Genomic DNA, 14,002 nt, shown 5'->3' on the forward strand with positions numbered 1-14,002 from the left:
CAGTACGCGCTTTCGAAAATCTAAGCTGTAGCCCATCTCATTTTATGCCTTGTCATCTTAGATTTAGATATTATGTCATATTAATATGATTTAGCTATAGTCAGCCTGTCCACTTAAATGGAAAGTCAGTTCGTCAGCCACCTCACCCAGCTTTTTCGTGCTTCCCTGATACTGAACCCGATGACCCTCTTTGCCGCGGATAAGCCAGTAAAAGCCCTGTTCACTCAGTGTTCTCATATGCCCGATGGAATCGCCTTCCCGGTCTATGATGTGAATCAACATCTTTTCAAGACTCAGGGCTTCTAACCGGATAATATCGGCTGTCAGCGCATTCAGATGGGTAAGCGACTCAGTCAATCCCTCATTGAGGATCGGGGCCACTCAGGCTATCAGTGAGTGTTTGCCCCAACGGAGCGACAGGAAGCCCTGAAGACACACCAATCATTAGATAAACGATCAGGTTTTGTAAAATACCGATGGGTTGAATACTATTCGCCAATTCGATAATTTTGGTTTCATCAATAGAGCTCTTACGAACATTCAACTCGCGGGAAACTAACTGAGAAAGCGGAATAGAAGTAATTCTACGGCTTCCTCTACCTGATATATCTAATTTTTCGGTATTGATACGGTGTTTTTTAGCAGTCTTTGTCACTTTACTACCTTTCTTTGAGGTAACAATCTTTACTTGAGATATAACAGACTCTTTTGGCTTGTTAATTGTCTCAGCAGAGGGAGGAACAACCCTCTCAGTATTCTCAAATATTACTTTCTGAACATCCATCAGCCGGATATTTTCTTTTCCCTTTCTTTCGTTGAGTTCCTTCACTGCATATAGCGTAAAGAGGACGAAATGAGTCAGGAGGCAAAGGCGGGTGCAAAATTTTTGGGGTATTCTTTTGCCCAAAAATTTTGCACCCGTGTCATTTATCCTTGCTGGATAACAAATCTAGGCTACGTTTTTAGCACAAGCGAAGGCTCTGAGTGAAAGAACAGCCACACAATAGAATAAAAAATGGGTTAACCGCGACTCGCGGCAAGAGAAGCGAAACGCGAGGCGATCTTAAAGCTCAATATTATCGGGCGGTTTTATAGGAGAATTCTGCCTTTGCAGACGAGCAATAAACAAAGAATGTTGCGGGTGGTTTTCAGACGGGATTATTCCCGTTTTCACACAAATGTTCTCTTTTAAGGTGATAGAACCCGAGCTTCTCTTACATAGAATACGACTTGAAATATGGGGGAATTTCAGGCTGAAATTTTTACTAAAAACACAATTAAAACAAAGTAATGAGTTATTTATCCAATGCGGGGAATTTTATCTATTCTGCAAAAAATTGACATCTTTCTCACCCTAAAGCAGAGGACGTTAAATATCTTAGTTGTGCATTAATAACTATTCCTTGCAGGTAAGTTTCATTACATCCACACATCTAGTTAATTACTTTCATTGGGTGTTGAATGATGGAGTAAAACATGACGTATATGATAGTCATTTTATTTTGTACATAATTTTATGTAAAAAACAAAAAAATTGAGTACACTCTATAAAGTATGTAATTTTCAAAAAAAGGTTGTACGCATGAAGAAGAATTACGGTGGAGTCCTTGAAACAGCAAAGCGAGCAGAAAGAATGCTCCAAGGGATGAGTAACCATATAGAACAACAGCGCATTGAATTTAATCAAACAGAATATTATCAAACCTTCACAAAGAATACAGTGGCCAAAATGCCTATGCTAAATCGGCGTTCCGTTGATTTGGCTGTCACTGAAATGGAAAAACAGGGATATGTGTTCGGGAAGCGCCAAACAGGTTCAACAATGCAATACGCATTAACGCTTCAAAATGTCATCGATATATATAAACACCGTCAAATTCCTACCTATCGGGATAAATGGAAAGAAGCCTTTACCATATTCGTAGTGAATCTAAAAGGTGGTGTATCCAAAACCGTGTCAACAGTGACTCTTGCTCATGGGTTACCGGGCCGTGGACTCAGACGGTAATACAGTGGACTTTCTGCTGACCGCTCATTGGGCTAAGAAGGCCGCCTTGCGTTTCTTCAAAAAAGCACAAGGGCAGCATGGCCAGCCCGCGGTGGTGACGATGGATTAAAGTGGTGCCAATAAAGCCGCCGTGGACGAGTTAAACAAGGGAAAATCCAAAGAAGAACTTATTATTATCCGGCAGAATAAGTATCTCAATAACCTGATTGAACAGGATCATCGCAACGTCAAACCGCTCCCATGCTGGGATTCAAAAATGTCAAGCGGGCACAAACCCTGCTAGCGGGAATTGAGTTGGTCAGCATGTTGCGCAAAGGACAATATGCTCAAGAGCCGGAATACCCGATTTCACCCGCCGCATTTTTCTATCAACTGATTGCATAAAAAACAACTAATGCACTTTCACTCGGACATTTCCTGTTAATGCGACAGAATCTTTCGGCCTTGTACTGGCGAACCCATTTTCCCAGCGTGCTGGTATCGATTGCCAATGAACGGGCAACATCGACAACCCGTTGTTGATGGAGAACAACCTGTTGAACCTCTTCCAGCTTAAATTCCGTGGAATAGTGGCGTTTAGTGGATTTCAATTTCATCGTCATACCTCATTATCTTGTTAATCAGATTAGCAGGCTTTTGAAGTGTCCGGAATTATCATACCACTACATTTCTGAACTGGCTGACCTGCTGGAACAGCACTTAAGACAGGTATTCTGGAAGTTATAAACTCGGAATCGTCACTTTTGGGGATTCTTCGGAAGAACCCGTTAAAGCGGGCCGAAGTGACAGTGACTTTGACGGTCTTAGGAAAACAGAAATGTTACTTATATGTTAATATAAACAAGAAGAAAGTGAAAAGGCAAAATAGAAAAACCTTGAGAACCAATAAAAGTAAAGTTTTATTTATAATAATATAATAAGAAAATCTCTCTACTTACTAGCACCCACAGAACAATTTAAATTGCTACTGAAAAGTTAGATCAATGTAACATTTATGTTAAAAACATCTTGTCGAAGTATGTGCCGGATATTAGGATGTTCGCACCCAATAAATATATTGGGGATTATAAATCCATTACATAAAGGTAGATTAATCATGAATATTCAAGAATTGATCAATTCCGTTAAAGAAACTGAAATTAATGCGACTGAAACCCAAGTTTCTAAAATGGAAAGCGAAGAAGTCTCTCTTCTCGGCCCAATGAACATGCTCGCATTTGATGCTTAAACTCCTTGCACCCATTTATTGGGTGCTATTTATTCTTTAGGAAAATTATATGATCAGTATTCTAGGAAAAGATGAAATAATAAAAAATGTGTACCTTCTTTCAAGGAGTCGCCTTGGCTCTGAGAATATTAAAAAAGTAGAAGATCTAAAGCCATTTTACTTGGATTTTTTGAAAAATCATCAGCCTTACCATCCCATTAATTTTTCCAATGAAATAATTGTCTCTAATGAAGAAAAGATAAACGCGTTAATATTAGCTTATCAGCCGAGTGCACTTGACGACCTGAATCAGGTTAAAATGATTGGTGAAAAACATAGCGCTGATAAATATCAAGAGTTGTTGACGTTAGTGAAAAACGGCTATACCCATTTAGCGGACAGCGATAAAGATGTTAAGTTGATTTTTGATTTAGTGATCCATACTATTTTTTTCAGAAAGTCTACAGCAAGCAGCTCAAATGTATCATCCTTTGGTGGTTCATCTTCGACGGCTATTGGCAGTATTTGGATTAGCGGTCATGGAGCGTTAACACCGCATGACGTAGCGGAATTTTTGCTTCATGAGTTGACACACCATCTGTTATTTATAGATGAGCGTTGTCATGAACAATTTCATTATGCAGAAATAATAAAACCGGAAAACTATTCCACTTCTGCACTGCTGGGCAAAAAGAGACCTTTGGATAAAGTTGTACATAGTATATTAGTTTCACATGAAATTTTAAATGCGCGACAGAAATTCTTAAACGCTGGAAACGTCACCATACATCCCAAAACGAGTATCCTTAAAGAAAACACCAATCACTCCATAGCAGAAATACTCGGTATGAAAAACTTAAACAATCTCATCACGAACAGAACAAAAGAATTTATTATGACAGCACGTGAAAACCTTAACTAAAGGATAAAACATGTTAAAAACAATCGAAAATCTTGCGGGTAAAATAGAGACTAGATGGCGTATAGATGACTATAGCTACTACTCGTTTGCAGATATAGCCAAGTCTGAAATGCAAAAGGTAGATTTAATCTCTCTCTTTTCCTTCAAGGAAATAAATTCACTGATCAATCTTAATTCTTTGAAAAAAATTCAGATAGCTTCCGAATTTTCAGAATTGCATATGAAGCTTTTTGATAATGGTAAGTTTTACATTGAGCTTCTGAACTGGTGGGATAAAGATACATCTATTCATGATCACGGTTTCTCTGGCGTCTTATTGCAACTCGAAGGTAGCGCCCTGAATACCATTTATTCTTTTGATGAAGAGAATGAAGTCAGTCACAACCTGAGCATGGGAAAGATAAAGTTAACCAAGGCTTACATCAGTAAAAAAGGGGATTGCCGAATTATTCCATTTGGTAGAACAGAGAAACATGCTGTTTTGCATTTAGAGAAGCCGACGATCAGCCTAATAGTAAGAACGCATCCGATCACCGAACTATCCCCACAACTAAATTACTTCCCTCCATATATGCGGGTTAATCATTCTGCAACAAATATTGCTTTTAATAAAAAAATAAAATATTTCAATCTGTTATCGATGATTGACGCTAAAGAGTGCAAAAGTCAGTTTTTACAGGAGCTGAAGGATTCTTCTGCAACCGAACAATTTTGGCTTATGATGAAAATGTCAGAATTCTTATATCACCCTAACAACATTGACCTGCTTCAAGGTTATATTGACGCATCTAAAAGTGAGGATGAAAAAAGCTTAAAATTAAAGCTTGTTTCTTCGGTTACCTTGAGAAGGTCATCACAATTTATTATCGATAAAGTCAAACCCCTTTTCACTAAATTTGATGACCGCCTATTCTTATCCTGTCTGGCCTCATCGTATAGCCAGGAAGATAGGGCGATGATCTTCCCTGAAATGGGCATTGAAGACTTTGAAGATAAACTTACCACACTGATTGAAAATTTACCTATTACAGTTAAGCCAAAGATGATACATGTGTTAAAAACACTTGGATTAAATGTTGAGTCAAAATGAAAAATATTTTTTCAAATAAGTTTTTCTTAATATGTCTTGCATTGATATGTCTGCAGCAAGTTTTAGTGGGGCTGTCCACTTATTTCATCGGGTTGGCTGGTGAGAAAGTGGCCACACTCCCCATGGAAGCATTTTACTATACGGCCATGTTTTTTCTATCTATCTTTATTGCCTACCTTTTTGGCTCAGCTTCATTGTTTTATCGGGTTAAACTTTCTAACAATTTGTGGGAGAGATATTATTCAAATACTTTAACTGAAATTTCAAAAAATCATTCAATCTCAACCGAGGAAAATAAAAGAACAACGCAGTTATGGCTAAGTGGTGAGGCGTTGAGCACGCTTGATGAAGCTGGATTCGCCTTCATAGAAATACTAGCTATATATTTTAATGTCCTTTTTACCACTATTGCTCTGTTTGCCATCCTTGGCGCTGTATTGACTAGCGTGATCGTATTTTGTATGTTTTCATCTGTGATGTTTTTGTATTTATCAAAAAGTAAAATAGGAATTATTGCAAGTAGTATGCAAAATGAAAAGATAGCCGCGTTACATTCTATAAGTAAAATATGGGATAATATGTTTTATGGTGATAAGAAATCATCGGCCTCTGCACTAGCATCATCAAAACAAAAAGTTGATATTTACTTTAAAAAGACGGAGTCTTATAAAACTTTAGAACAGATCATTTCTTGTGCTCCAATACTCATTTCTATCCCTCTTTTAGTCTTATTTTCATATTACCAAATTTTAAATAATACAGTGGCTATTGGCGCCTTGGTGGCTGTTTTACCTAGAACGTTGCAACTATTTCAAAACATCCATGCAGCAAGCATGAGCACAAGTCAGATCATGTTACTGAAAAATAAAATCCAGAAGCTATATTTATTTTCAGCAAGCCTAAAAGGCTATGACTATTTGGCAAGCATAGACAATGGGAAAATTTCAGTCATGGATCTAATTAACGATCAGATACTGAATGTACATACTTTCATCGAGCTTGATTTAGAAAAAGCACCGGTTAATGGCAGGTACTTGATTTCTGGCAGTAACGGAGCGGGTAAATCCTCACTCCTAAAATATACGAAAAGTAAGTACCCTGATGCGCTATTTTTTGGCCCTAATATACAGGTAGGTGAAGATACCGTTCCGGGCTCAACTGGACAAAAGCAACTATATCAAATGGCATTACTGTCTAATATTAAACATCGCATTATTTTCTTAGATGAATGGGATGCGAATCTGGATGAGTCAAACACTCAAATTATCGATAAATTTCTGACCTCCTTGGCTGAATATAATTTAATCATCGAAATACGACACTAAGACGTAATACTGCTCGCTTAAGAGAAATGAGAGAGCCAATGAGATTCTGTCGCATTAACAGGAAATGTCCGAGTGAAAGTGCATTAGTTGTTTTTATGCCATTAGTTGATAGAAAAATGCGAAGGGTGAAATCGGGTATTCCGGCTCTTGAGCATATTGTCCTTTGCGCAATATGCTGACCAACTCAATTCCCGCTAGCAGGGTTTGTGCCGCCTGAAATTTTTGAATCCCAGCATGGGAGTGGTTCGCCGTTTGACGTTGCGATGATCCTGTTAAATCAGGTTATTGAGATACTTATTCTGCCGGATAATAATGAGTTCTTCTTTGGATTTTCCCTTGTTTAACTCGTCCACGGCGGCTTTATTGGCACCACTTTTATCCATCGTCACCACCGTGGGCTGGCCATGCTGCCCTTGCGCTTTTTTGAAAAAACGCAAGGCGGCCTTCTTAGCCCGATGAGCGGTCAGCAGAAAGTCCACTGTATTACCGTCTGAGTCCACGGCCCGGTAGAGGTAACGCATTGCCCTTTGATTTTGATATAAGTTTCATCCATTCGCCACCGAGGCCCAACTTTGGACTTGCTCCGCCGATAATGTTTAACGATCAACGGAACCAGGCGATGAACCCAACGAGAGAGCGTAGAATGATCAACAGCTATCCCCCGCTCAGCCATCATTTCTTCCAAATTACGCAGGCTCAGCGCATAGGCCAGATACCATCGAACACACTGAGCGATGATATCAACAGAATAGTGCAGGCGTTTGAACACATTTCGGATCAGGGACATCGTTCTGAACTCGCTAAAAAACCGAGGAGTTTACCTGATATTCCGTTAATGCGACAGAACCCTATTGCGACAGGGCCAACGCCTTTTACTGTAGACAATAAATCGAGTTTGGAACGATGATAAGTTTTGATGTGTTTAGATAAGGCAGATTCAATGACCTTAAGCTGTTCCCTTGATAATTAGTTACTTTTTACCAAAAATCTTAGCCGAGTTTTTAATGCTTTCCTCATTCGAGGCGTTTTTATTCAATAGGGCTGTTTATTCTTTCATATGAAAGGATAAACTCGCTTTCACACAAATCTTCTCTGTTAATGCGACAAAACCTGAGCAATTCTTATATAGGACTCGATTTGAAATACGGGGGAATTTCAGGCTGAAATTTTTACTAAAAACACAATTAAAACAATGTAATGAGTTATTTCTCCAATGCGGGGAATTTTATCTATTCTGCAAAAAAATTGACATCTTTCCCACCCTAAAGCAGAGGATGTTAAATATCTTAGTTGTGCATTAATAACTATTCCTTGCAGGTAAGTTTCATTACATCCACACATCTAGTTAATTACTTTCATTGGGTGTTGAATGATGGAGTAAAACATGACGTATATGATAGTCATTTTATTTTGTACATAATTTTATGTAAAAAACAAAAAAATTGAGTACACTCTATAAAGTATGTAATTTTCAAAAAAAGGTTGTACGCATGAAGAAGAATTACGGTGGAGTCCTTGAAACAGCAAAGCGAGCAGAAAAAATGCTCCAAGGGATGAGTAACCATATAGAACAACAGCGCATTGAATTTAATCAAACAGAATATTATCAAACCTTCACAAAGAATACAGTGGCCAAAATGCCTATGCTAAATCGGCGTTCCGTTGATTTGGCTATCACTGAAATGGAAAAACAGGGATATGTGTTCGGGAAGCGCCAAACAGGTTCAACAATGCAATACGCATTAACGCTTCAAAATGTCATCGATATATATAAACACCGTCAAATTCCTACCTATCGGGATAAATGGAAAGAAGCCTTTACTATATTCGTAGTGAATCTAAAAGGTGGTGTATCCAAAACCGTGTCAACAGTGACTCTTGCTCATGGGTTACGTGCGCATCCGACTTTAATTCATAACGATCTGCGTATTCTTGTGATAGATATGGATCCGCAGGCTTCCAGCACAATGTTCCTTAGCCACCACAATAGCATTGGCTCTATTTTGGAAACAGCCGCACAGGCAATGCTGAACAACGTTAGCCGAGAACAATTAATTAAACAATTTATCAGACCAACAATGATGCCTGGTGTGAATGTGATTCCTGCATCAATTGATGATGCATTTGTCGCAAGCGAATGGATCCAGCTGGTACAGGAGTACCTGCCCGGAATGGCACCTTCTGAAGTCCTCCGCAAGACAGTGATTGACCGTTTATCGCATGATTATGATTTTATTCTTATCGACACGGGGCCTCACCTAGATGCGTTCATGCTAAATGCAATTGCGGCCAGTAATATATTACTGACTCCTACGCCGCCGGCACAGGTCGACTTTCATTCCACAATGAAGTATTTGACTCGTCTGCCAGAAATGATTGAGCGTATTGAAAATGAAGGTATTGAATTACATTTGCGCGGCAATATTGGGTTTATGTCAAAAATGGGGAATAAATACGACCACCTGACGTCACAGAGTTATGCACGAGAAGTATTTACCTCTTCAATGTTGGATGCAGCTCTACCAAGACTGGATGGCTTTGAACGCTGTGGGGAATCTTTCGATACAGTTATCAGTGCTAATCCTGCATCTTATCCTGGCAGCTCAGAAGCGCTGCGCAACGCAAAAAATCAGGCCGACATTTTCGTCCGAGCAGTTTTCGACAGAATTGAATATATCAGGAATCAACCGTGAATAAATCTATCCAACGAATTGGCAGGACAATGGGCAACTCTCCGTTAAGCAATATGATTTCAAGTCAGGAAATTGAGAGTCGCACATTTACTTTGAGTTCAGGAAGAAAGGTGGCTTTTACTCGCCAGCACATTCAGGCTGAACATATCAAAAACAAAACATTTGTTGATCCGACAATTAACGGCCGTGACCAAAGTATACTAACGAAAGAATCACTTCAGGATATTCTCAGAACAATTCATTTACAGCAATTTTTCCCAGCGATTGGTCGGAAAATCGGAGAAAAAATTGAAATCCTTGACGGTTCCCGTCGTCGAGCGGCCTGTTTGCTAAAAAACATCGGTCTTGATGTATTGGTAACCGCTGAAGAAATTAGTATTAAAGATGCGAGACAACTCGCCGCTGACCTCCAAACAGCCAAAGAACATAATCTGCGCGAGCTTGGGAAGCGCTACCAGCTAATGGAAAAAAGTGGAATGAACCGCAAAGAAATAGCCAAAGCAGAAGGCATTTCAGCGGCAAAAGTAACCCGCGCTTTTCAAGCTGCGGCCGTACCGGATGAAATGATCGCTTTTTTCCCTGTTGTCTCAGATTTGACGCTGCCAGATTACAAATTCCTGCTTGAAATGGCGGAAGACATTGATCGCCGTAAAATCCAGCTCAATGAGATATTAGAAGAAATTCGAATCAACATTATAGAGACACCGATAGAAGAGGGTACTTCAGACGCAGTGAAAGACGCGGTAATGAGTGTATTCAAGAGCGTCAAGCTTTCCCGTAAGGCACAGCCTGTAGCAAAAGCTGAAGTGATAACACCTTTAAGCGTCTTTGAAGATAAACGCATTTATGCTCGTCGTAAGGAGAATACCAAAAACAGAACGCTCATTTATGAGTTCGCTCGCCTTGATAAAAAATTGCAAGTGCGTATTGAGCAATCCATGCAAGAAATTTTTGCTGAATATAATAACGAAAAAAAATAACTCTTCGTTGTTACTCGCTTTGCAGATTCCATGGCATGACTGGCAGCACATGAAATGGATATGAACAATACGTTCTTTGTATTAATTTAAAAAAGAAGCCAATCATGACATTCGAACTACAGATTTACACTTCACTACTTACCGATATAAAAGAGCGGATTCGTAGAGGTCAGATTAAAGCTGCTCAATCCGTTAATACTGAACTGATTCAGATGTATTGGGATATCGGACGTATTCTCCATGAACGCCAAAAGCAGCAGGGGTGGGGAGCAGGGATCATCCCGAAGCTGGCACGAGATATTGTTAATGAATTACCGGAAATCAAAGGCTTTTCGGAGAGAAATCTGAAGCGTATGTTACGTTTTTACCGAGAATATTCCTTGTCATCAGAAATAGAAACGGCTGCTAATGGAGTAATTGTGCCACAACCTGTGGCACAATTGCCTTGGGGACACAACATCTTACTGATTGAGAAGATAAAAGATCAAACCGAGCGATTCTGGTACGCTGGACAAGTGTTGATACAAGGTTGGAGCCGTGAATCTTTACTTCAGATGATCAAAAATAATGCTTATGCACGGCAGGGAGCTATTGTTAGTAACTTCAATCATCGATTACCTGTATCTCAATCTGAATTAGTCCAACAAACCCTGAAAGACCCCTATATCTTCGATTTTCTCACCCTGTCAGAACCGTTCAAAGAACGTGAACTGGAAACAGAATTACTCAAACACCTTGAAAAATTCTTGCTTGAACTCGGTGAGGGATTTGCTTTTGTGGGGCGGCAATATCCTATTACTGTAAGTGGACAAGATTACTATATTGACCTGCTTTTTTATCATCTGACTTTGAGAGCCTTCGTTGTAATTGAGTTAAAGCGAGGAGAATTCAAACCTGAGCATGCTGGTAAGATGAATTTTTACTGTTCTGTGGTCGATGAAAAACTGAGGCATCCTACTGATCAACCCACTATTGGCTTGATTTTGTGCCAAACCAAAGATCGAATATTGGCCGAATATTCCTTACGCGGCATTCAAAAACCCATTGGCGTTTCAGATTACGAACTAACCCGTACGCTGCCGGAAGACTTGAAATCTAGTTTACCAAGCATTGAAGAATTAGAAGCAGAACTTAGTCATAACGATGAAAATTCGTAATGTATGCGACAGAACCAATAAAGCCGCCGTGGACGAGTTAAACCAGGGAAAGCCAAAAGAAGAACTCATTGTTATCCGGCAGAATAAGTATCTCAATAACCTGATTGAACCGGATCATCGCAACGTCAAACGGCGAATAAGTCTCATGTTGGGATTCAAAAATTTCAGGCGGACACAGACCGTGTTAGCCGGGATTGAATTAGTCAGTATGTTGCGTAAAGGACAATATCCGCAAGAACCCGGATACCCCCTTTCACCCGCCGCCTTTTTCTATCAACTGGCTGCATAAAAATCAATCAAGACACTTTTGCTCGAGATCTCTCGGTTAATGAGACAGAACCATTCCGACCTGCCCGGCCAGATCATCGCACAGGTGCGCGAAGAGGTTTATGACTCGGCAACGGGCAGACATCTTCTTGTCCCGCCGGAGGCGCGTCTGATCAGCACATATGACAGTACGGTCACGTTAGGCCAATACCACACTGTCCGGGTACCGACAATTGAATTTTAAGTTGGCTCAGCTGTACGTAACAGTCCGGCATAGATGCCATCTTTTTCGACCAACTGTCGATGGGTTCCCCATTCTTTTAACTGACCATCCTTGAGCACCAATATTTGATCCGCATGACGAATAGTAGAGAGACGGTGCGCAATAGAGATGACTGTGCGTTCGGATGCCATTTGTGCCAAAGCTAGAGAAATTGCCCTCTCTGTTGTGTTGTCAAGCGCACTGGTTGCTTCATCAAGCAGTAGAATTGGCGGGTTACGCAGGATCGTTCGAGCCAGCGCGAGGCGTTGCTTTTCTCCGCCTGAAAAGCGATAGCCACGTTCACCAACCTTGGTTTGATAGCCTTCAGGCAGCGAGACGATTAAATCATGGATTTGTGCAGTACGCGCAGATGCAACAAGATCCTCATCACTGGCCTCTGGGCAGGCAAAGCGTAAGTTTTCTGCGATGCTAGTATTCATGAGAAATGGCTCTTGCGTGACTACGCCGAGTACGCTTGCAAGTTGTTCAAAGCTCATCTCTCGAAGGTCAATGCCATCAATTGTAATCCGACCTTGACTCGGATCAACGAGTCGGGCCAGAAGATAACCGAAGGTACTTTTACCTGCACCTGTAGGTCCGACTATAGCCACATGGCTCCCTGCTGGAATATCTATTGACACGTTGCATAAGTTTGACATGTCAGTACTATCGTAGCTAAAACTGACGTTTTCAAATCGTACATGGCCCCGCGGACCTTCATTACTGAAGTCTCGAATCTGAACAGGTTCTACAATATCGGGAGGGGTGTCTAAATATTTAAAAATACGTGTAAAGAGTGCCCGTGTAGTGCGCAGTTTTACCGCATTTTCCAATAAATTTTCTAAGGGCCACAACAATTGTTCCTGTAGTGCGATCAAGGCCACAAGCGTACCGATGGTAACTGGCACGCCTTGTCCAATCAGCAAGCCGCCCAATAGTAATGTCAGCGCTGGCATCGCACCGAGTAGTAGTTCAATCACTGACCATGACCATTCACCTGCAGTATGTGCACGCACTTCTAAATGCAAGGTTTTGAACGATGCTTTTTCAAAACGCTGGGTCAGAAAAAGACCGCGTGCCAAAGTACGCGACAGGATAATGCCCGGAGCTGATAGGGTCTCTTGTACGATCGCAGACATATCTGCATGACCGTCTTGTTGTTGATGCGTCAGGCGTTCACGTATGAGTCCGACTCTGTGACTGAGCCAGAGTGATGGCGGCAAGACGACAAAAGAGAACAGTGCGAGTCGCCAGTCCAGCAACAGCATCGCGATGGCGGTGGTTACGGTAATGCTGGCATTGCGAATGATTTCGGTCACCGTATTGCTGACGACAGATTGAAGTCCGCCAATGTCACTGGCGATACTTGATTGAATTTCGCCAGTCCGAGTTCGTGTGAAAAAGCCAAGAGAAAGTGTTTGCAGGTGCCCATAGAGCCGTACCCGTAGCTCGTGCATAATGGCTTGACCTATCTTGGTAGATAATATCATTTGTGTCACGTTAATCGCTGCGTTTAAAGCGGTAATCACAATCAAACCTAATGCTAACCAGCCAAGGAGCTGTATATCTTGTTGAGGTAGTGCAGTATCAATAATTTCGCGTAATAAAAAGGGCGCGAGAACGCCGATACCAGCCCCAATGACAATGAGTAAGCCAATAAAAATAATGCGTCCTCGCCAAGGTTTAAATAGGGTCAGAATGCGTTGCAAAGAGACATGGCGTGCAGAAAGTATTTCATAATCGTCAAAATTATCCATATATTTCGTTATCCAAGTTTGAACTCAATTAATAGTGCTTTTTCCAAAATACCTGATGCTTTCTGAGGAGTAGGGTAACCCCAACGATTAATATTTTCATATTGAAGAACATCAGATAGTGTTCCAATGTCAAAATCTATTTTGGTTACAGATGAATAATTTATAGTGATTTTATCACGAATATCACAAAATATGGTTGTGTTGCATTAAGGGTTGAAAGTTATCAGAAAGTCGGTTTGCTGATTTTTTAGGCTGCTAGCAGATAGAATTGTTGTGCCGATGACAATCCTTGCCCTTGTGGAGGTTGAAACTGCCCTTTGCGTATCATGTGCAC

The 14,002-nt window shown here is 40.6% G+C and carries 12 protein-coding genes and 6 pseudogenes; 11 read left to right on the plus strand and 7 right to left on the minus strand.

What is annotated here, in order from left to right; translation table 11 throughout:
• Positions 1 to 90: 90 nt before the first annotated feature.
• Both Xhom_RS24300 and Xhom_RS28525 read right to left on the minus strand, forming a co-directional pair.
• On the minus strand, positions 91 to 357 hold the full coding sequence (locus Xhom_RS24300; RefSeq protein ID WP_145957511.1) for a hypothetical protein: 267 nt from the start codon (positions 355 to 357) through the stop codon (positions 91 to 93).
• 4 nt (positions 358 to 361) lie between these two features.
• On the minus strand, positions 362 to 655 hold the full coding sequence (locus Xhom_RS28525) for a ParB N-terminal domain-containing protein (protein ID WP_145957512.1): 294 nt from the start codon (positions 653 to 655) through the stop codon (positions 362 to 364).
• 927 nt (positions 656 to 1,582) lie between these two features.
• Between Xhom_RS28525 and Xhom_RS24310 the strand changes: the two are divergent.
• Together Xhom_RS24310 and Xhom_RS24315 are read left to right on the plus strand one after the other, a co-directional pair.
• Positions 1,583 to 1,984: pseudogene (locus Xhom_RS24310) on the plus strand (AAA family ATPase); the annotation flags it as partial.
• A pseudogene (locus Xhom_RS24315) lies at positions 1,983 to 2,392 on the plus strand (IS6 family transposase); the annotation flags it as partial. The pseudogenes Xhom_RS24310 and Xhom_RS24315, both read left to right, overlap by 2 nt.
• Here Xhom_RS24315 and Xhom_RS24320 read toward each other — a convergent pair.
• The gene (locus tag Xhom_RS24320; RefSeq protein ID WP_169928569.1) at positions 2,377 to 2,604 is read right to left on the minus strand and encodes a transposase; all 228 of its coding nucleotides are present in this window, start codon (positions 2,602 to 2,604) and stop codon (positions 2,377 to 2,379) included. The pseudogene Xhom_RS24315 and the gene Xhom_RS24320 sit on opposite strands and share 16 nt — an antisense overlap.
• A gap of 500 nt (positions 2,605 to 3,104) precedes the next feature.
• Here Xhom_RS24320 and Xhom_RS41215 point away from each other — a divergent pair, with 500 nt between their 5' ends.
• Genes Xhom_RS41215 through Xhom_RS24335 form a run of 4 tightly spaced genes read left to right on the plus strand, consistent with a single transcriptional unit; the run spans position 3,105 to position 6,552 of the window.
• Complete coding sequence (locus Xhom_RS41215) at positions 3,105 to 3,236, plus strand: hypothetical protein (protein WP_273576131.1); 132 nt, start codon at positions 3,105 to 3,107, stop codon at positions 3,234 to 3,236.
• Between the two features lie 49 nt (positions 3,237 to 3,285).
• Positions 3,286 to 4,137 carry an aKG-HExxH-type peptide beta-hydroxylase gene (locus tag Xhom_RS24325; RefSeq protein WP_099140086.1) on the plus strand — a complete coding sequence of 284 codons (852 nt, stop codon included), beginning with the start codon at positions 3,286 to 3,288 and terminating at the stop codon, positions 4,135 to 4,137.
• A gap of 10 nt (positions 4,138 to 4,147) precedes the next feature.
• Complete coding sequence (locus tag Xhom_RS24330) at positions 4,148 to 5,227, plus strand: cupin domain-containing protein (protein WP_099140087.1); 1,080 nt, start codon at positions 4,148 to 4,150, stop codon at positions 5,225 to 5,227.
• Positions 5,224 to 6,552 (plus strand): ATP-binding cassette domain-containing protein, encoded by a 1,329-nt coding sequence (locus Xhom_RS24335; protein ID WP_099140088.1) that lies wholly within the window; start codon positions 5,224 to 5,226, stop codon positions 6,550 to 6,552. Before Xhom_RS24330 ends, Xhom_RS24335 begins: the two co-directional genes overlap by 4 nt.
• 93 nt (positions 6,553 to 6,645) lie before the next feature.
• Here Xhom_RS24335 and Xhom_RS24340 read toward each other — a convergent pair.
• Together Xhom_RS24340 and Xhom_RS47285 are read right to left on the minus strand one after the other, a co-directional pair.
• A pseudogene (locus Xhom_RS24340) lies at positions 6,646 to 7,339 on the minus strand (IS6 family transposase).
• Positions 7,340 to 7,401: 62 nt separating this feature from the next.
• Positions 7,402 to 7,512 (minus strand): annotated as a pseudogene (locus Xhom_RS47285) (IS110 family transposase); the annotation flags it as partial.
• Positions 7,513 to 8,042: 530 nt separating this feature from the next.
• On the opposite strand from Xhom_RS47285, the gene Xhom_RS24350 reads away from it, so the two are divergent.
• The 5 genes and pseudogenes from Xhom_RS24350 (at position 8,043) to Xhom_RS24370 (ending at position 11,893) form a co-directional block, all read left to right on the plus strand.
• Positions 8,043 to 9,245, plus strand: a complete 1,203-nt coding sequence (locus Xhom_RS24350) for an AAA family ATPase (protein WP_099140089.1) — start codon at positions 8,043 to 8,045, stop codon at positions 9,243 to 9,245.
• The gene (locus Xhom_RS24355) at positions 9,242 to 10,225 is read left to right on the plus strand and encodes a ParB/RepB/Spo0J family partition protein (protein ID WP_099140090.1); all 984 of its coding nucleotides are present in this window, start codon (positions 9,242 to 9,244) and stop codon (positions 10,223 to 10,225) included. The genes Xhom_RS24350 and Xhom_RS24355 overlap by 4 nt, the downstream gene beginning before the upstream one ends.
• Positions 10,226 to 10,329: 104 nt before the next feature.
• The gene (locus tag Xhom_RS24360; RefSeq protein WP_099140091.1) at positions 10,330 to 11,382 is read left to right on the plus strand and encodes a PDDEXK nuclease domain-containing protein; all 1,053 of its coding nucleotides are present in this window, start codon (positions 10,330 to 10,332) and stop codon (positions 11,380 to 11,382) included.
• Between the two features lie 16 nt (positions 11,383 to 11,398).
• Positions 11,399 to 11,671 (plus strand): annotated as a pseudogene (locus Xhom_RS24365) (DDE-type integrase/transposase/recombinase); the annotation flags it as partial.
• Positions 11,672 to 11,710: 39 nt separating this feature from the next.
• The gene (locus Xhom_RS24370; protein WP_099140092.1) at positions 11,711 to 11,893 is read left to right on the plus strand and encodes a TrbI/VirB10 family protein; all 183 of its coding nucleotides are present in this window, start codon (positions 11,711 to 11,713) and stop codon (positions 11,891 to 11,893) included.
• Here the strand turns inward: Xhom_RS24370 and Xhom_RS24375 are convergent.
• Both Xhom_RS24375 and Xhom_RS24380 read right to left on the minus strand, forming a co-directional pair.
• Positions 11,890 to 13,668, minus strand: a complete 1,779-nt coding sequence (locus tag Xhom_RS24375; RefSeq protein WP_099140093.1) for an ABC transporter ATP-binding protein — start codon at positions 13,666 to 13,668, stop codon at positions 11,890 to 11,892. The two genes, Xhom_RS24370 and Xhom_RS24375, sit on opposite strands and share 4 nt — an antisense overlap.
• 247 nt (positions 13,669 to 13,915) lie before the next feature.
• Positions 13,916 to 14,002, minus strand: a pseudogene (locus tag Xhom_RS24380) (IS6 family transposase); the annotation flags it as partial.

Origin of the sequence: Xenorhabdus hominickii, assembly GCF_002632725.1 — a bacterium.
In the GTDB taxonomy this organism is placed as follows: Bacteria; Pseudomonadota; Gammaproteobacteria; order Enterobacterales; family Enterobacteriaceae; genus Xenorhabdus; species Xenorhabdus hominickii.

Bases quoted from the DNA above. Each gene is read 5' to 3' on its own strand.
- Xhom_RS24320 (WP_169928569.1), bottom strand. From the start codon at position 2,604: ATGAAATTGAAATCCACTAAACGCCACTATTCCACGGAATTTAAGCTG.
- Xhom_RS41215 (WP_273576131.1), top strand. From the start codon at position 3,105: ATGAATATTCAAGAATTGATCAATTCCGTTAAAGAAACTGAAATTAAT.
- Xhom_RS24325 (WP_099140086.1), top strand. From the start codon at position 3,286: ATGATCAGTATTCTAGGAAAAGATGAAATAATAAAAAATGTGTACCTT.
- Xhom_RS24330 (WP_099140087.1), top strand. From the start codon at position 4,148: ATGTTAAAAACAATCGAAAATCTTGCGGGTAAAATAGAGACTAGATGG.
- Xhom_RS24335 (WP_099140088.1), top strand. From the start codon at position 5,224: ATGAAAAATATTTTTTCAAATAAGTTTTTCTTAATATGTCTTGCATTG.
- Xhom_RS24350 (WP_099140089.1), top strand. From the start codon at position 8,043: ATGAAGAAGAATTACGGTGGAGTCCTTGAAACAGCAAAGCGAGCAGAA.
- Xhom_RS24360 (WP_099140091.1), top strand. From the start codon at position 10,330: ATGACATTCGAACTACAGATTTACACTTCACTACTTACCGATATAAAA.
- Xhom_RS24370 (WP_099140092.1), top strand. From the start codon at position 11,711: ATGAGACAGAACCATTCCGACCTGCCCGGCCAGATCATCGCACAGGTG.
- Xhom_RS24375 (WP_099140093.1), bottom strand. From the start codon at position 13,668: ATGGATAATTTTGACGATTATGAAATACTTTCTGCACGCCATGTCTCT.